15 protein-coding genes are annotated in these 17,666 nt (G+C 66.1%); 10 read left to right on the top strand and 5 right to left on the bottom strand.

Annotation, left to right across the window (positions count from 1 at the left end; genetic code table 11):
• Positions 1–59: 59 nt before the first annotated feature.
• Positions 60–656 (bottom strand): sigma-70 family RNA polymerase sigma factor, encoded by a 597-nt coding sequence (locus NZU74_04115; GenBank protein MCS6880496.1) that lies wholly within the window; start codon positions 654–656, stop codon positions 60–62.
• Between the two features lie 255 nt (positions 657–911).
• Here NZU74_04115 and NZU74_04110 point away from each other — a divergent pair, with 255 nt between their 5' ends.
• From NZU74_04110 to NZU74_04090, 5 genes are all read left to right on the top strand, one after another.
• A complete protein-coding gene (locus NZU74_04110; protein ID MCS6880495.1) occupies positions 912–1,478 on the top strand; it encodes a helix-turn-helix domain-containing protein in 567 nt (188 codons plus the stop codon).
• A 271-nt stretch (positions 1,479–1,749) separates the two neighbouring features.
• Positions 1,750–2,604 (top strand): CPBP family intramembrane metalloprotease, encoded by an 855-nt coding sequence (locus NZU74_04105; GenBank protein MCS6880494.1) that lies wholly within the window; start codon positions 1,750–1,752, stop codon positions 2,602–2,604.
• A gap of 84 nt (positions 2,605–2,688) precedes the next feature.
• Entirely contained in the window at positions 2,689–3,990 is a 1,302-nt protein-coding gene (bchY, locus tag NZU74_04100) for a chlorophyllide a reductase subunit Y (protein MCS6880493.1), read from the top strand.
• Between the two features lie 12 nt (positions 3,991–4,002).
• Positions 4,003–5,511, top strand: a complete 1,509-nt coding sequence (locus tag NZU74_04095; protein ID MCS6880492.1) for a chlorophyllide reductase subunit Z — start codon at positions 4,003–4,005, stop codon at positions 5,509–5,511.
• Positions 5,512–5,596: 85 nt separating this feature from the next.
• Positions 5,597–7,606: a DUF2723 domain-containing protein gene (locus NZU74_04090; protein MCS6880491.1), complete on the top strand. Its 2,010-nt coding sequence runs from the start codon at positions 5,597–5,599 to the stop codon at positions 7,604–7,606.
• A gap of 66 nt (positions 7,607–7,672) precedes the next feature.
• Here NZU74_04090 and NZU74_04085 read toward each other — a convergent pair whose 3' ends face one another.
• The 3 genes from NZU74_04085 to NZU74_04075 all read right to left on the bottom strand — a co-directional run bounded on the left by NZU74_04085 (position 7,673) and on the right by NZU74_04075 (position 10,677).
• Positions 7,673–8,629, bottom strand: a complete 957-nt coding sequence (locus NZU74_04085) for a stage II sporulation protein M (protein ID MCS6880490.1) — start codon at positions 8,627–8,629, stop codon at positions 7,673–7,675.
• 211 nt (positions 8,630–8,840) lie between these two features.
• Positions 8,841–9,650, bottom strand: a complete 810-nt coding sequence (locus NZU74_04080) for an isopentenyl phosphate kinase (protein MCS6880489.1) — start codon at positions 9,648–9,650, stop codon at positions 8,841–8,843.
• Between the two features lie 58 nt (positions 9,651–9,708).
• Complete coding sequence (locus tag NZU74_04075) at positions 9,709–10,677, bottom strand: decaprenyl-phosphate phosphoribosyltransferase (GenBank protein ID MCS6880488.1); 969 nt, start codon at positions 10,675–10,677, stop codon at positions 9,709–9,711.
• A 360-nt stretch (positions 10,678–11,037) separates the two neighbouring features.
• Between NZU74_04075 and rdgB the strand changes: the two genes are divergently transcribed.
• From rdgB to NZU74_04060, 3 genes are all read left to right on the top strand, one after another.
• Positions 11,038–11,646: an RdgB/HAM1 family non-canonical purine NTP pyrophosphatase gene (rdgB, locus tag NZU74_04070; protein MCS6880487.1), complete on the top strand. Its 609-nt coding sequence runs from the start codon at positions 11,038–11,040 to the stop codon at positions 11,644–11,646.
• Positions 11,647–12,038: 392 nt separating this feature from the next.
• Entirely contained in the window at positions 12,039–12,863 is an 825-nt protein-coding gene (locus tag NZU74_04065) for an MBL fold metallo-hydrolase (GenBank protein ID MCS6880486.1), read from the top strand.
• Positions 12,864–12,880: 17 nt separating this feature from the next.
• Entirely contained in the window at positions 12,881–13,807 is a 927-nt protein-coding gene (locus NZU74_04060; GenBank protein ID MCS6880485.1) for a branched-chain amino acid transaminase, read from the top strand.
• A gap of 101 nt (positions 13,808–13,908) precedes the next feature.
• Here the strand turns inward: NZU74_04060 and rpmB are convergent, their stop codons facing one another.
• Entirely contained in the window at positions 13,909–14,094 is a 186-nt protein-coding gene (gene rpmB / locus NZU74_04055; protein ID MCS6880484.1) for a 50S ribosomal protein L28, read from the bottom strand.
• 86 nt (positions 14,095–14,180) lie between these two features.
• Between rpmB and NZU74_04050 the strand changes: the two genes are divergently transcribed.
• Together NZU74_04050 and recG are read left to right on the top strand one after the other, a co-directional pair.
• On the top strand, positions 14,181–15,029 hold the full coding sequence (locus NZU74_04050; GenBank protein ID MCS6880483.1) for a DegV family protein: 849 nt from the start codon (positions 14,181–14,183) through the stop codon (positions 15,027–15,029).
• Positions 15,030–15,081: 52 nt separating this feature from the next.
• On the top strand, positions 15,082–17,616 hold the full coding sequence (gene recG / locus NZU74_04045; GenBank protein MCS6880482.1) for an ATP-dependent DNA helicase RecG: 2,535 nt from the start codon (positions 15,082–15,084) through the stop codon (positions 17,614–17,616).
• Positions 17,617–17,666 lie beyond the last annotated feature (50 nt).

Below are 17,666 nucleotides of genomic sequence, written 5' to 3'. Positions count from 1 at the left end.
GGGTTGCGTAACTGTATGTTCCCGGGCGGGCGGAGGCTTATCCGCCAGCGCCGTATCAGCTATTCATCATCATGACGAAATTTTGATGGAAGCAGTTCCCCGGCGCGGAGAATGTCGCGCAACCTGGCGCGGCCGCGACTCAAGCGTGACTTGACCGTGCCGAGGTTAGCGCCGGTGACCTCGGCAATCTCCTCGTAACTCAGCCCCTGCAGATCGCTGAGGATTACGACGACGCGCTGGTCGTCAGGCAGTTGCGCCAGGCCCCGCTCGATGGCGCGGGCCAGTTCATGGCGCAGTGCGGTCTCATCGGGCGACTCGGCGGCGTCGGCGAGGTAGGACAGCGGACCGCTATCGCTCGCGTCGGCGGCGTCGAGGGAGAGGGTGGGCCGGCGCTTGCGGGCGCGCAGGGTGTCGTGGCAGGCATTGGTGGCGATCCGTAGCAGCCATGCGCGGAAAACGCCGCCGCGAAAGCGCCGGAGGTTGCGATAGGCAGCGATGAAGGTTTCCTGGGTGACATCGGCGGCGGAGTCGGCGTCGCCGAGCATGCGGTAGCAGAGGTTGTAGACCCGCGCTTCGTACAGCCGCACGAGCTGATTGAACGCCTCGACGTCTCCCCGCTGCCCGGCTTCGATGAGGCGCGCTTCTTCACTGGCCATAGCGCGGCGATGCTCCCGCTGTGTCTCCTGCCGGGCTTCATTATAGCAGAGGCTGCATGGGGCGTCCGTTGGGCGCCCTGGTCAGCGACCGCAGAGGAGGTGGTGCGCCTTGCCCCGAAAGCTCTGCGGCAGCCCCGTGCTATGGGGGAGCAGCATTGTCAGCGATGACACACCTCGGGCTTGACGCGCCAGTCTCAGGGTATTATCATTTCCAATAATGTTATCAATTTCGTTACTATAGAAGGGCGGCACACAATGCCACTACGCCAGTTCGAAGTGATCAATCACCCCGTGCGGATGCGCATTTTCCAGTTGCTGCACCGTACCCGGTTGTCCATCAACCAGCTCGCGCGCCTGTTGCCGGATGTGCCGCGGCCTTCGTTGTACCGGCACATGCACAAGCTGCTCGCGGCGGGCGTAGTTGAAGTTGCGGCTACGCGCCTGGTGCATGGCATTGAGGAGCGTCTGTACACCGCCGTTAGCGAATTGATTGACCCTGATGAGGTGTATCGCCCTGGCGGGCTGGAGAGCTTCGCCGATCATGTTGCCATCTATGGCACGGTCGTAGCCCAGGAACTGGCGCGCCACGTGCTGGCGCACGGCGCCCCCGATCTGAACAACATTGCCGCTCGCGACCATGTGTTCTATGCCACCGAGGGGGAGTTCCTGCACCTGCGAGAGACGATCTACGAATTACTTGCCTCAATCGAGCAACAACCGCCAGCGCCGGGGCGGTCACTGCGCCGGCTGTTTCTGATGGCCCATCCGATGCTCAGCGCGATGGTGGACGCAACGGATGATAGAAAGGAGCACGACGAGTAATGGGATTTTGGATTGCGGATTTCGGATTTTGGATTGCCATATCTGGCGTCTCGAGAAGACCTGGCGATGATGTGCATCATCGCGCAGGAACCGGTATACGCCGTAAACCGGCAATGCGCCTCGACAAGGCGCGCGCACCGGCAACCGACTGCCGCATCAGTTTTCGGAACGATCTCTTTCGAGCGGCCTTCGGGGGCGGATGTACTGCCTCCGCCTCTTGAGCCGCCGGATCAGTCTGGCACAGGTAATCTGAGTTTGAAAGAGGGTCTTTATGCACAGCACCTCATTCCTCGCCCTCGCTGATCAGGGCCGCAACGCCTGGTGGCGCTACGTTCTGGGTACGCTGTTAATACTGCTGGTCTGGATCATCGCTTCAGCGTTGATGTTCATCCCGATCGCGAGCGAGGCCGTCGCCCCGGACTCGCCTCTCGGCCTGGCCCTGCTGCTGCTGTCGTTCGCGCCGATGCTGCTGATGACGTTGCTGGTGAATCGCTGGTTGCATCAGCGGCCAGCCGCCACGCTGCTCGGCCCCGACGGGCGCCTCAACTGGCGGCGGATCGGCCTGGGCGCCGCTCTATGGGCGGCGCTGGCAGGTGTGACAGTGGCCGTCGAAGCGCTGCTGTATCCGGGGCGCTATACGCTGAATACGGCGCTGGTCGAGAACTTGCCGCTGTTGCTGGTGGGATTGCTCCTGCTCCCGCTTCAAACCAGCGCCGAGGAAGTGTTTGTCCGCGGCTATCTGTTACAGGCCACCGGGCGACTGACGCGCAATCCGCTCCTCTTGAGCGTGATCAACGGGGTGCTGTTCACCCTGCCCCACCTCGCCAACCCCGAAGCGGCGGGCCAGTTGCTTTCAGCATCGCTATCGTGGTTCACCTTCGGGGTGTTGTTCACCCTGGTCACGCTCCGCAGCGGCAGCCTGGACTATGCGCTGGGCATGCACGCCGGTAATAACCTCTTTTCGTTTGCTATCGCCGGGTACGAGGGCGGCGCGTTGCCGGCAAGCTCCCTGTTCATCGCCTCAGAACTCGATGCGGTGTACGCCTTCGTGTCCCTGGCAGTAGCGGCGCTGGTCGCCTACGGGATCTTCCTGCGGCTGGAGAGCCAGCGGCTGGCGGCGCGATAATAGGTGTGAAACCGTTTCTTAAGCAAAAACACAACAAACTGTCGTATAATACCGCTACCCAGGTTAGCGGAAAGGCAACCACCCATGACCGAGATTATTCCCCTGACGGCTGGCGAGGCCAGCGCCCCGCAGGAGCCGTTCAAGCCCGGAGCATGCAAACTGCATCCCCAGACGATGTGCCCGGCCTTTGGCGCTCTGCGCGTCCTGTCGCGCATCGAAGGGGCGCAGCCGGCTATGGTCACTGATACGGGCTGTCTCTATGGACTGACGTTCGTGACCCACTTCTACGCCGCGCGCAAGAGCATTGTCGCGCCGGCCCTGGGCACCGCCGAGTTGTCGGGCGGGAAGGTGCAGGAGGCGGCCAACGCGGCCATTGTCGAAGCGGCCAGGGAACAGCATGTCTCGGTGATCCCGGTGATCTCGCTCTGCGTGGCCGAGACGGCCGGCCTGGCCGAGGAGTTGCTGCCCACCGAGGTTGACGGCAAGCCGGTGGTGCTGGTGCGCGTGCCGGCCTATGCCATTCACTCGCATCCTGAAGCCAAGGACATCGCTCTGGCGGCGGTGCTGCGGCGCTTCGTTGATCGCCAGAGCGAGCACGAACCTGGCGCCCTGGTGCTGGTGGGCGAGGTCTTTCCCGCCGACCCGCTGCTGATTGACGGCGTGCTGCGCAAGATGGGCGCACGGGTGCTCGCCACCCTGCCCGGGCGCCACGTGGACGAGTTGCGCCTGGCCGGACGCGGCGCCGCCGTGGCCGCCCTGCACCCCTTCTACCGCGAGACAGTGAACGTGCTGCGCGAACGAGGCGTTGGCGTGGTCACCGGGGCGCCTATCGGCGCGGCGGGCAGCGCGGCCTGGCTGCGGGCCGTGGGCGCGGCGCTCGCCCTTGATGAGGAGGTCGTCGAGCGCGTCGCCGCCGAGGAGGAAGAGACCGCGCGCGGCTTCCTTGCGGCCCGGCCGCTCAAGGGAGCGACCATCCTGGTGTCGGGGTACGAGGGCAATGAGATGCTCTACGCCCGCCTGCTGATCGAAGGCGGCGCCCACGTGCCGTATGTCAGCACTAGCATCGGCCAGAGCGCCCTCACCGCCGCCGATGAGGCCTGGCTGAAGGCCCACGGCACCGAGGCGGTGATCTACCGCAAGGCGATCGAGGACGACCAGGCGGCCATGCGGCACTGGAGCTTCGACCTGGTGATCGGCACTACCACTCTGGCGGCCTATGCCAAGGAGCGCGGCATTCCCTCGGTCTACTACACCAACATTCTCAGTGTGCGCCCCCTCTTCCTCGCCGGGGGGATGATCGCCTCACTGAGCTTCGTGCGCGAGTTGTTGAACCGCCGCTCGCTCTACGAGCGCATGGTCGAGTTCTTCACCGCCGATGGCGCATGACAGGGGGCCGCCATGACCATCCAACTCATTCGCGACATTTCGGATACGAGTTCCTTCTGGGGCGCGGCGTGGGTCTTTGGCTGCTTCCCCGATCTGCACATCGTTTGTGACGCGCCGATTGGCTGCTACAACCTGCTGGGCGTGGCGGTGACCGACTATACCGACGCGCTGCCGCAGATGGCCAATCTGACCCCCACGTCCATCCGCGAGGAGGACGTGATCAACGGCACCGCCGGCGCCCTGGTGCGCACGATTGACGATCTGCGCAGCCTCGGCAGTCTGGAGGGCAGACGGCTGCTGGTGATCTCCACTGCTGAGAGCGAGATGATCAGCGCCGACCATACCCGCCTGGTGGCTCAGATCGATCCGCAGGCGCGCTTCTTCTGGAGCCGCTCGCTGGAGCAAGACGAGTGGACCGGGCGTGACCGGGCGCTGCTCTTCGCCTGGGAGGAGTACGGGCGGCCCTTCGCCGATCCCGCTGCCGCGCCAAAGGCGCCCGACCTGGTGAACATTATCGGCCCCTCCCTGGGCTGCTTCAATGCGCCGGCAGATCTCCACGAGGTGCGCCGGCTGATTGAGGGCATCGGCGGAGTGGTGAACCTGGTCTATCCCTACGAGGGCAGCGTCGCCAGCACCCCGCGCCTGGCCGATGCCGCGGTGAACGTGGTGCTGTACCGCGAGTTCGGCGCGCCTCTCGCCGAGGCCCTCGGGCGCCCCTTCCTCTTCGCGCCCTTCGGCGTCTTTGGCACCACCGCCTTTCTGCGCGACCTGGGGCGCCTGATCGGCGCCGACCCGGCGCGCGTCGAGGACTTCATCGCCCGCGAGAAGCGCACGACTCTCCAGCCGGTCTGGGATCTGTGGCGCGGTCCGCAGAGCGACTGGTTCGCCACGGTGGACTGCGCCATCGTGGCCGGGCGGAGCTATGTCGAGGGCCTGACCGCCCTGCTGAGGGACGAACTGGGCATGAAGATCGCCTGGACCTCCGGGCGCCCCCGCCGGCCCGACGAGCCGGACAATATCGAGATCCGCCGCCGCATCCACGCGAAGGCCCCCGCCTTTGTGTTTGGCAGCATCAATGAGAAGATCTACCTGGCCGAGGCCAATGCCCGCGGCACCCACTACATCCCCGCCACCTTCCCCGGTCCGGTGGTGCGCCGGACCACCGGCACGCCGTTTATGGGCTACGCCGGGGCGGCGAACATCATCCAGGAACTGGTCAACCGGTTCTACGAGATGGTCTTCAACTTCCTGCCGGTCGAGCAGGTGAAGACGCCCGCCGGTCCCGGCGGCCCGCCCCAGGGCGCCACTGCCGGCCCGCCCGCGCCGGCCTCAGCAGAGACGATGCCCTGGACGAAGGAGGCCACCGAGCGCCTGAATGCCGCGCTGGAGCAGGTGCCCTACCTGGCGCGCATCAGCGCCAGCCGTTCGCTGCGCCTGGCTGCCGAGCAGGCTGCCCGCGCCCGCGGCGTCGCCGAGGTGACGGTGGATCTCGTCGAGGCGGCGATTGCCCACGGCGGGTAGGGCGATTTTGGATTTTGGATTTTGGATTGCGGATTGCGGATTGCGGATGGGCGTGGCGCGTCGGGACGACGCCGGTTTTGCGAGTATGCCTGGACGGGCGGAACCGTGGTACACTACCGGCGTTATGCGCCGCTACACGACCATTCTGCTGATCCCCGCGCTGCTCTTTGCCGCCCTCTACCTGCTGACGCTCACCAGGGTCCATACCTTCGACGCCCTCTCGTACATTCTCGACGTTGATCGCAAGCCCTGGCGCGAGTTGTTTCATCCCCACCATCTGGCGTATGGGCCGTTGGGAGCGGCCATACGCCAGGTTGCTCTGTATCTGGGATGGGAGGGGAGCGCAGAGTGGCTGTTGCAGGCGACTAATGCCGTGGCTGGCGGCCTCGGCGTGGGCCTGTTCGCCGCGCTCCTGGCGCGCCTCACCGGGCGCTGGCAGGCGGCGGCGCCGGGCGCGCTGTTGCTCGGCGCCAGTTACGCCTACTGGTACTACGCCGTGGAGGTCGAGGTCTACACCATCGCGGCGCTGTTCCTTATTGCCGCGCTGTGGCTGATGCTAGAACTTGCGCGGCGGCCCGCCGCGCCGCTCCTTGCGCTCGGGTTGGGCGCGATCCAGGGCCTGGCAGTATTGTTCCACCAGACCAATGCGCTGTTAAGCCTCCCGGCGCTGGTGGCGCTGGGCATGGGTCTCCGAGCCGTTCCCGCCACGAGCACGCGCTCGCGGGCCGCCCTGGCGCTGCTGCTGGCCTACGCGGCGCCGCTGGCGCTGCTGGCGGGCGGCGCGTACCTCTGGGTCGGGCTGGGGGTGAGCGGCTTCCGCTCCTGGGAGGCGCTTTTCCGCTGGGCAGCGGGCTATACGACCACGGGCTACTGGGGCGGCCCGGTGGACGGGGCGCGACTCGCCCTGCTGGGGCAGGGGCTGGCCCGTACCATCGCCCATCCTGGCGGCGCGCTGATCGGCCTGGCTTTGCTGGCGACGCTGGCGCTGAACGCCCGCCGCCTGGCCTGCGCGCCACAGGGGGCGCTGGCAATCACCGTGACCTGGCTGGCCATCTACGGAGCTTTCTTCCTCTGGTGGGAGCCTGAGAATATCGAGTTCTGGATCGCCAGCCTGCCCCCGTTCTACCTGCTCGTCGTTCTGGCGGCATATCTGCCCGTCGCAGACCAACCTCTGCCCCGTTTCTGGCCGGCGGTGCTGCTGGTATGCGGGCTGGCGCTGCTACCGCTCAATGGCATCGCCATTATCCGTCGCGGCGACGCCAGCCGCGACCTGCAACGGGTGACGGCGGAGGCTCTGGCGGCTCACAGCACGCCGGGCGATCTGCTGATTGTCCCCGACGGCGTACTGGAGTTGTACCTGCCGTTCTATGTCGAGCGCCCGCAGGCCATCTCGCTGAACCAGGCCATGACCGCCGCCGGCGTCTGGCCCGCCGCCTGCGCCTGGCTCCGCGCGCGCATCGAGACCGCCCAGGGCGCCGGGTATGCCGTGCTGATCGCCGCCGATGCCATCCGGCCCCTCCCCGCCCCTCCGGGCGAACCGCCCACTCCCGCTGAGCGCATGGGCGTTGACCCGGAGACGGTGGCGGAGTGCTACGCGCCGCTGCAACCGGCGCTGGCGCCGCTGGACCTGGGTCCAGGACTGCCCGCCTACTACCGTCTCCCCGCGGCTCAGGAACTGGCCGAAGGCCCCGGCTGGGACTTCACCCGCGGGCGCTGGGGCTGGCGTGTCAGCGGCGCGGCCCCGGTCAGCAGCCCGCTGCCGGGATTGGCGCTGCGCCCGGAGCGCGACCCGGCGCTGACCAGCCCGCCGCTGCGGCTGGACCCGGCGCGCTTCGCCGCCCTGGAGGTGCGCCTGGCCGCCGACACCGCCGCCCGCGACGCGCAACTCTTTTTCCTGGACAGCAACGGCCGTGCCGACGAGTCGCGCTCGCTGCGCTGGACGCTCGAACCCGGCCCCGCGGCGCATACCTACCGCCTCAATCTGCGCGCCGCTCCCGGCTGGGAAGGCGTGATTACCGGCCTGCGCCTCGATCCGGTCAGCGTCGGCGACGGCGGAACCGTGGTAGTGGAATGGCTGCGCCTGGAACCGCGCTGACCGCCGACGACGACGGTAGCGCAACCCTCCGGGTTGCGGGCTGCACCCGGAACCGCGGTGAATCCTCTACCGGCGGCCCACGCCGAGCAGGTACAACCACAGCGCTGCGCCTGACAGCGCCGCCACGGCGAACTTGACCTCCAGTGGCAGGGCCGAGGGCGAAATAAAGCCCTCGATCAGCCCGGCGACGACCAGCAGCGGCACGCATCCGAGGATGATCAGCAGGGCGCGCCGGGCGGCGACTACCAGGGCCGCGCGGCGGCTGAGCAGCCCCGGGCGGAGGATGGCCCAGCCCAGTTGCAGGCCGGCGCCCCCGGCGAGGAATATCACACTGAACTCGATCGCCCCATGGGCCGCCACGAAGCCCCAGAGATTGTCGGCGAAATCGAAGCGTTGCGCCGCGCCCGCCACTACCCCCAGGAAGATCCCATTCGTTACCAGTACAAAGAGGGTGTAGATCCCCAGCGTCACCCCGCCAGCGAAGGCGCGAAAGGCCACACCGATGTTGTTGGTCATAATTTCGGCCGCGGCGATACCGGCGCCCTGTTCATTAATGCGCTGCCACCACTCCTCGCCGTCCCGCACCTGCTCCACCACCGCCTCGGCGCCGGGCACGAGCGCGCCGGCCAGAGACGGGTCGTTATAGGTCGTCACGAAGGCAAAAATCGCAGGGATAAGGAACATGAGACAGGCAGCGAGGGTGGCGGGCCAGGTCTCGCGGAAGGCACGAGGGAAGTCGGCGACAAAAAAGGCGCGAACGCGAGCCGCGCCGCCCGCGCCGCTCTCGCGGTAGATAGCCCCGTGCCCGCGGGCCACCAGCGCGTTCAAATAGCGAGCAACGGGGTGTTCGGATAGATCGCGGCGGGCCACGGCCAGATCGGCGGCAGCCTGGCGGTAGAGACGGCCGAGGTCGCGCAACTCGCTCGCGGAAAGGCCATCCAGACCGGCGCCAGCGCGATCAAGGAGCGCCTCGAGGCGCTCCCAGCGGTCGCGCCGGCGGGCAATAAACTCGTCAGGGCGCATCGTTCGAAGGCGGCTATGCTATGAAGTATAGCGATGGCGGACAGGCGATCCGTCCACGTGCATGGGCAGTATAGCAGAGCGGGGAACGGGGGAGCAGGAGGCAATCAACTCATCTATAGCGTTTCTCGAAACGATTGCCCCGCAACCATGACGGCGCGAGCGCGGCGAGGCACACGGAGCAGGGGCCTCGGTGAGCCAATCATTCAGCGCTCTAGCTCAGCCGCATCGTTGTGCCCACATCAACCTCGTCGCCGCAAAGCACAGCGACGAGGTTGCCCGGATCCGGCCCGATCAGACGCACCTCCAGTTCCGGAATGGCCTCGATGAGGCGCCACATCAACTCCAGCTTGCTGCGCATCCCGCCGGTGACATCCACGGCATGGGAACCGCCAGCGCCGTGGAGCACCGCGTCGAGATTGGCAGCGGTGATCAGCGGCACCCGTTCGGCAGCGGGATTGACGCGGGGATCGGCGGTGTAGACCGCGGCCTCGCCAACGAGCACGATGCGCGCCGGGCGCAGGGGAGTCGCCAGGGCCAGGTGGGCCAGCAGGGCCTCGGTGGAGATGATCGCGCTGCCCTGGAGGCGATCAAAGGCCACGTCTCCGTGAACCACGGGAACCAGACCGCGGTCGAGGGCCTCGGCAACAGGCGCGGTCTCCCAGGCGGCGATGCGCCCGCTGGCGGCCTGCAACGCGGCGGAGGGTTGCAGCGACAGGGCCGGCACCCCGGCCTCGAGCAGCGCGTCAACCACGATGCGATTAAGGCGCAGCGCGGCGGCGGCGGTCAGGGCAAAGCCGGTGTAATCGCCGCCCCGCGGCAGGCCGCGGTGGACGCCATAGCGCGCAGCGTAGTGGTGACCGAATGAGCCGCTGCCGTGACCGAGGATCAGCCGCAGATCGGGGCGGGCGCGGAGAGCGGCGGCCACTTCGGCGGCCAGCCGGGCAATCACGGGAAGGTCGGCGGCCTCGCGTCCGGCCTTGTCGGTGATCACCGAGCCGCCGAGTTTTACGAAGGTGTACATGCATTTCCAGCCTGGCAGTGCGCCGTGCTCGCGATCTTCGCGCCTTCAGGGCGTATGCTCAGTTCGGAAAGAGCAGCAACACTCCGAGCACGGTCAACCCCCAGAGCGCCACGCTCCCGGCGAGCAGCGGATCCTTGAGGATCAACTCGTCAGGCGCGCCGCCCTCCCCACGGATGTAGATCAGATAGAGATAGCGAAAGATCGCGTAGATAACGAACGGAATGGTCAGCATCAGCATCGGGTACGGCTCCTGCGGCGCGACGGGGGCGAGGAAGGCCGTGACGCTGTAGGCCATGATGATGCTGGCGGTGACGATGGCCATCATCTGGTCGAGCATAGGCACCGAGTACTCGGCGAGGATGCGCCGGTGCTCGCCCGCGCCGTTCTCCAGCAGGATCAACTCGTGGCGGCGCTTGCCGATGCCCAGGAAGAGCGCCAGGAGCAGCATGCAGAGCAGCAGCCAGGGGGTGATCAGCACGTTAAGCACCACCGCTCCGCCCACTGCCCGCAAGACGAAGCCCGCGGCCAGGACGAGGATGTCCAGAATGACCACGTTCTTGAGCCAGTAGGAGTAGAGAAAGCCCTGGATCGCCACATAGGCCGCCAGCACTCCCAGAAAGGCCGTGCCGTCACCGACGACATAGGCGAGGGGTATGGCGGCGACGATCAGCACCGTGGCGGCGATAATGCCGACTGTCGGACTGAGGCGCCCCGAGGCGAAGGGCCGGTGGCGCTTCTTCGGATGGGCGCGGTCCTTCTCGATGTCAACCAGATCGTTGACGATATAGATCGCGCTCGCGGCCAGGCAAAAGGCCACGAATGCGCCGACCACGCGCAGCAGCGGCGCCGGCCCTATCCCGGCGTCCCAGAAGCGCCAGAGTCGCTCTTCGGAAAAGGCCAGCGCCGCGAAGACGAAGACGTTCTTGACCCACTGGCGCGGGCGCATCGCGCGCACCAGTTCGCGCAGCATCGCAACGCTGGTCGCTGGCGCGGCGCTGATTGCGCCTTCGATGGACACCTTGCTCATAGATCTCAGTTGTCGGGGTGAGACATCGCTCACCATCTGGAGGCGGAAGAACCGCCTGATTGTACCCGATGGGTCAGGCGAACGTCAACTTCAAAGGCGGATGGTTAAGTATGGGTTCAAGCTGACTGCGGAGCACGCAGGTCTGGCGCTCGCCATGCTCTTTGCAGTGGACGCGCATTCGGCAGATGTGAACGCCATGTACGTTTACCGCAGAGCGCGCAGAGGAACGTAGGAGTAGAGAAGGCGCTTTTTGAAGCCCTTTGCGCCTCGCTGCGGCGCGAACGTGTTCGGTTAATGTAAACGCTATTGAACACCATTTTGTCTTGACAGACTCCCGCTATCCGACGTACACTCCTGCTTATGCGCGAATTGTTGATTGCCACCCATAACCCCGGCAAGCTACGCGAATTCGCGGCGATCTTCAACGGCCTGAACCTGACGCTGCGGTCGCTGGACGAACTGGGGATCACCGAGGAGATCGCCGAGACGGGCGAGACGTTCGCTGCCAACGCGATCCTCAAGGCCCAGGGCTATATGGCCCTGAGCGGCTTACCCACCCTGGCCGACGATAGCGGGCTGGAAGTGGCCGCCCTGCACGGAGCGCCCGGCATCCACTCGGCGCACTATGGAGGCGTGAAGGGTGAGGCGCAGTTGCGCTACTTGCTCGATCAGCTTAAGGACGTGCCCTGGCACGCCCGCCTGGCCCGCTTCGTCTGTGTAATTGCCCTGGTCCGTCCCGGGCATCCGCCGGAACTGGTGGAAGGTACGCTCCCCGGCGTGATCGAGTTCGAGCCGCGGGGGTCGGGCGGCTTTGGCTACGATCCGCTGTTCTACGTGCTCGACGAGAACTGCACCCTGGCCGAGTTGCCTCCCGAACGCAAGAATCGCATCAGCCATCGGGCCATCGCCGCTCGCGCCGCGCGGAACATCCTCGAGCGCTGGATGCTCGAAGATGATCCGCATCTGTGAACGACGGTTTCTGATATTTACCGCAGAGGCGCAGAGAACAGCGGAATCGGTTTGGGGCCGCGCCAGCCGCGGCCCAGACGCATCTGGGTGGCAGAAAACTTCGTTCACGGACAGTGGTGCATCGGCAAGTCCTGATACACGAAAGGGTTGGGAGTCGGGTTTCTGGGAGGGCAAAGCCCTCCCAGACCCTCCCGTTCGAGAACTTGCCGGATGCACCAACCAGTAGAAGCAAGTTTCCTGGCATTTTGCCCCCCTCCCAGCCTCCCGCCGTTGGGGGGAGGAGCCGGAGCCCTCCCCCAGCGGGGGAGGGTTGGGGAGGGGGCGGGGATATAGCGAAAAACTATGCTAATCGGCCCGCATGCGAGACGCGATCCGCACCTCTGGGGTAGCGTATGACCTTGAGCATAACCGCGCTGGCTTCGGGGAGCAGCGGCAACGCCCTGCTGGCGCGCCACGGCGACGCCGCACTGCTCATTGATTGCGGCATCCCGCTGCGGACTCTGGAGAACCTGCTTCGCTACCAGGGAGTAAGCGTCGGCCAGATTGGCGCCGTGCTCCTCACTCATGAGCACGGTGACCACAGCCTGGGCGCGGCGGCCCTGGCGCGGCGCCACGGCGTCCCCGTGGTCTGCAACCTCGCCACGCGCGAGGCCCTTGGCCCGGCGCTGGAAGGTGTGGCCGTCGAAGTGTTGCCGGTCGGCGAACTGGCGGCGATCGGCCCTTTCGAGGTGCGCAGCTTCCCTGTGGCCCACGACGCCGCTGACCCGGTGGGGCTGCGCCTGAGCGCCAGCGGCGCGACCGTGGCCATCGCCGTGGATCTGGGCAGTTGGGACGAGACGACGGTGACGGCCCTGCGCGGCGCCGACCTGCTGGTAGTGGAAGCCAACCACGACCGGGAGCTGCTGCGCACCGCTCCCTATCCGCTGGCGATCCAGCAGCGGATCTGCGGCGCCCGCGGGCATCTCGACAACGTGCAGTGCGGCGCATTGCTGGCACGGGCCTGCGCCGGCGCCGTTTGCGATGTGTGGCTGGCCCACCTATCGGCGCAGACCAACTCGCCGCAGGTGGCTCTGGCAGGAGTGCAGCGCGTGCTGGAACTGGCCGGCGTCAGCGGGCCGCGGCTGAGAGTCCTGCCCCGGCGAGCCGCGCGCGGGGCCGGCGGGGCGCCGACCTGGTGCGCTGAAGAGCGGTTGCTGGTGCAGCGAAGCATGTTTTAACCACGCAGGGGGCGGGTATGGCTATTCAACCGATGGAGTTCATCTGGTTCAATGGAAAACTGGTGCCGTGGAACGAAGCGCGCATCCACGTGATGGCGCACGTGGTGCACTACGGTTCGAGCTTCTTTGAGGGCATCCGCTGCTACGAGACGCCGCGCGGTCCGGCGATCTTTCGGCTGACGCCGCACATCCGGCGTCTGCTCGACTCAGCGCGGATCTACCGCACCGAAGTGCCCTACACGCTCGAGCAACTGGTCGCGGCGGTGAAAGAGACCGTGCGCGCCAATCGTCTCAAGTCCGGCTATATTCGGCCTGTAGTCTACCGCGGCCTGGGCGAGATTGGCGTCAATCCGCAGCGCAACCCGGTGGAAGTGGCCATCGCCACCATCGAGTGGGGCAAATACCTCGGGGCCGAGGCCATGGAACAGGGCGTGGACGTGTGCGTGTCCTCCTGGAACCGCTTCGCCCCCAATACCATGCCGGCACTCTCCAAGGCGGGCGGCAACTATCTCAACTCCCAGTTAATCAAGATGGAGGCTCTGGCCAACGGCTATGCCGAAGGCATTGCCCTGGATCATCAGGGGCAGGTGAGCGAGGGCAGCGGCGAGAACCTCTTCCTGGTGCGCGACGGGGTAGTGTACACCCCGCCGGTGGCCTCGTCCATCCTCAGTGGCATTACGCGCGACACGGTGATCACCCTGCTGGGCGAACTGGGCATCCATGTGCGCCAGGAAGCCATCCCCCGCGAAATGCTGTACATTGCCGACGAGTTGTTCTTCACGGGCACCGCCGCTGAAGTGACGCCGATCCGCTCCGTTGATCGCATTCCGGTGGGACAGGGACGGCGTGGGCCGGTCACCGCCGCAGTGCAGGCGGCCTTCTTCGGCGTGGTGCAGGGTGAACGGGAAGATCGCTACGGCTGGTTAGAGTATGTCGTGGAATAGCAGTTGCGCCCCTCTTGCCGTTCGGCTATAATATGCAAGGCCAGTGTCCTCTGGCGGGACACTGGCCTTTTGTAGTGCACCTTACCCGTCGAACATCGCCCCTAGCGCGCCTTGGTCATCGTGCGCATGCACCGGGTGCACACACGGATCTGAACCGTCGTGCCATCAGCAGTTACAATGGTCGTCTTCTGCACATTCGGGCGCCACATGCGGTTGGTTCGGCGCTTGGAGAAGCTGACGTTATGACCAAAAGACGGCTTTTTTCCACACATTTCACACGTGGCCATGGCTCCTGATCTCCACAGAGATTAGCATTTTCTCTCCGCGAGACTATACCATACCGCGGCCTCTTTGGCAACCGGCAGGTTTGAGCATGGCGAAGATCAAAATTATTACCGATGGTTCCGCCGACATTCCGCCCGATGTGGCGCGGGAGCTTGACATTGAAGTAGTGCCGCTCATCGCCCATGTCAATGATCGCGCCTACCGCATCGGCATTGATGTCAGCGATGATCTGCTCTACGAGTCCCTGGCAGGCTGGCAGCGCTTCAAGGTGTCTTCACCTTCGGCCATGCAGTTCGAGCAGGTCTATCGGCGGTGGATCAGCGAGGTGGATCATATTTTTTCCATCCACCTGGGCGCGCGGCTGGGCGATTGCATGGCGAATGCGGTGGCGGCCCGCAGCCGTTTGCCGGCCAGCACCACGCGCCTGGAGGTGATTGACAGCAAATCGGCCTCGATTGGCGTCGGCTCGGTAGCGATTGCCGCGGCCCGCGCCGCGCGGGAAGGCGCCACGCCGGAGGAGGTCAGCCGGCTGATCCATGCAACCATCCGCCATACTCATGCGGTCTTCTTCGTAGATACGATGGAGTACCTTGAGCAGAGCGGCCGGCTGACGATTGCCGGCTCGGTGCTCGGCTCGATGCAACGGATCAAGCCGCTCATGATCCTGGATGAAGGCGAAATCGTGCCCTACGAGCGCACCCGCACCCGCGCCAAAGCTCTTGAGGGTCTCTTCACCTTCGTTGAGGACTTCCCCCGCGTCCAGGAGGTGACGGTGCTCTACGCCACGACCCCCGAGGACGTTGAGAAGTTGCTCGAGAAGATCGCCCCGGTGTTCCCGCGCGAGCAGGTGCAGTGCATGCGCTTCGGCCCTGCCGTGGCCGCGCATCTGGGGCCGGGGGCCATGGGGGTGGTAGTGTTCGAGGGGTTGGAAGAGTAGGGCCGAAGCACCGGCTACGCCAGTGCTTCGGCCCTCCTCGCGTGATCACCAAATGCGCAATCGTGAGCACATCATTCGCCTCGGGAAGACCCTGGCCGCCGAACTGCGCCGTGGCTGCGATGATAGGGCGGCGGAGGGCGGCATGGAACAGTTTCTCGCCGCCTGGCGGGCCGCCGCCGATGGGGATCTGGCCGAGCCGGCGGTGCGCTCCGCCCTTGAATTGCTCGCCGACTATGGGCGCCAGCCGGTGCTCGAACGGCGCCAGCGCGTCACCCAGGCCCTCGAGTTGCTGCGAGCGCTCTTCCGCCAGCCTCCTCCCCCTGCTGCGCCGCCAGCCTCCCCCGCTCCGCAGCGCCGAAAGGCGCGTCCAACGGCAGCCACAGCGAACCCCGGCAACCATACGCTGAGCCTCGCCGCCCCGCTGGAGGCCCTGCCCGGAGTGAGTCAGCGCGATGTGCGCGCCTTCCGGCGCCTCGGTCTTCGCACCGTCGAAGATATGCTCTATCACTTCCCCCACCGCTACGACGACTACAGCGCCCGCAAGACCATCGCCAATCTGAGCATCGGCGCCACCGAAACCATCGTCGGCGAAGTGACCGATGTGCGCCTGATCGGCGGCGCGCGCAGCCGGGTCGAGGCGCTGGTGAGCGACGCCAGCGGCTCGGTGCGGGCCGTCTTTTTTAACCAGCCCTGGCTCACCAGACAACTGACTATCGGGCGCATGATTGTGCTCAGCGGCAAGGTGAGCACCTACAACGGCATGCGCCAGTTCGCCAGCCCGAAGTGGGAACCCTACACTCCTGACGGCAACACCATCCACACCGGACGGCTCGTGCCCGTCCACCGGCTGACCAGGGGGTTAATTGACCGCAACGCGCGCCGGATCATCAAACAGGTTGTAGACGCAGTTACGCCAACCGTGCCCGATCACCTGCCGGAGGCGGTGCGCGAGCGCGCCGACCTGCTGCCGCTGGGCGAAGCCCTGGCCCAGATCCACTACCCCGACAACCAGGAGCGCCTCGACCAGGCCCGCCGGCGGCTGGCTTTCGACGAGTTTCTCTTCATTCAAATCGGCGTGTTGCAGCGCCGGATGCTCTGGCAGAGCGAGATGGGCTACGCCATGCGCTTCCTGCCCGAGGTGCAGCAGGAGCTGCTGGCGGCCCTGCCCTTCAGTCTCACCGGAGCGCAGCAGCGGGCGCTGGGGGAGATCTTCGCCGACATGGCCCGGCCCGTGCCAATGGCGCGCCTGTTGCAGGGCGACGTCGGCTCAGGCAAGACCGTCGTCGCCGCCGCGGCCCTGGCCCAGGCCATCGGCAACGGCTTTCAAGGAGCGATGATGGCCCCGACCGAGATCCTTGCCGAGCAGCACTACAAGGGTCTGAAAAAGCTCCTGGGCCGTGTTCCCGTGCCACGAGAGACCAGAGTCGCCGCCGAGGGCGAAGATTGGAAGGAGCGCCTCGACCCCGCCGAGGCGGCCCGCCTGGCCGAGATCAAGGCCATCCTCGGCATGACCGACGCCGACGATATGGGCGGAAAGGGCATTCGCGTGGCCCTCCTCACCGGCAGCCTGGGGGCGCGCGAGCGCCGCCGCGTGCTCGACGGCATCGCCGAGGGCGAGATTGACCTGGTTGTCGGCACCCATGCCCTGCTCACCGAGCACGTGCGCTTCCGTTCGCTGGGCCTGGTGGTGGTGGATGAACAGCATCGCTTCGGCGTGGAACAGCGCCAGCGCCTGCGCGACAAAGGGTTCAACCCCCACATGCTGGTGATGACCGCCACACCCATTCCCCGCACTCTCACCCTGACAATCTACGGCGATCTTGATGTCTCGGTGCTCGATGAACTGCCGCCGGGGCGCCAGGCCATTCGCACCCGGTGGATCAAGAAGACCGAACGCGAGAAAGCCTACCGCCATATCCGCCGCGAGATCGCCAGAGGGCGCCAGGCCTTCGTCATCTGCCCGCTGGTCGAAGAGAGTGAAGAAGTGGACCTGCCCTCCGCCGAGGAAGTGTACGCGACGCTCCAGAACGATGTCTTTCCTGACCTGCGCGTGGCGCTGCTGCACGGGCGCATGCTCCCGCGCGAAAAAGACGAGGTGATGCGCGCCTTCCGCGACCACCAGTACGACATCCTGGTCAGCACCGCCGTCATCGAGGTGGGCATCGACATTCCCAATGCCTCGACGATCGTTATCGAGGGCGCCGAGCGCTTCGGACTGGCCCAACTGCACCAGTTCCGCGGGCGAGTCGGTCGGGGCGCGCATCAGAGTTATTGCATCCTCATCTCCGACAAGGACGATAATGACGTGACACGCCAGCGGCTGGAAGCCATGGAGCAAACCGCCGACGGTTTCAAACTGGCCGAGATTGACCTGCAACTGCGGGGGCCGGGGGAGTTTTTCGGCACGCGGCAGAGCGGCACGCCCGACCTTAAGGTGGCCCGGCTCGCCGATACGCGCCTGCTCCACACGGCCCGGGTCGAAGCCGAGCACATCCTGGCGAGTGACCCGCATCTGGCGCGAGACGAGCACGCCCTGCTGCGGCAAAAGGTGGAACGCTTCTGGGTCGAGGCCGCCCCGGCGGGCTGATCACCTCACGGAGACAGACGGCCTCAGCCCTTGCAAGCGCGATGTCAATC

It is taken from the genome of Chloroflexaceae bacterium (genome assembly GCA_025057155.1).
In the GTDB taxonomy this organism is placed as follows: Bacteria; Chloroflexota; Chloroflexia; order Chloroflexales; family Chloroflexaceae; genus JACAEO01.
Note: the sequence above shows the minus strand (reverse complement) of the source record. Positions and strands in the feature narration are given on the sequence as shown.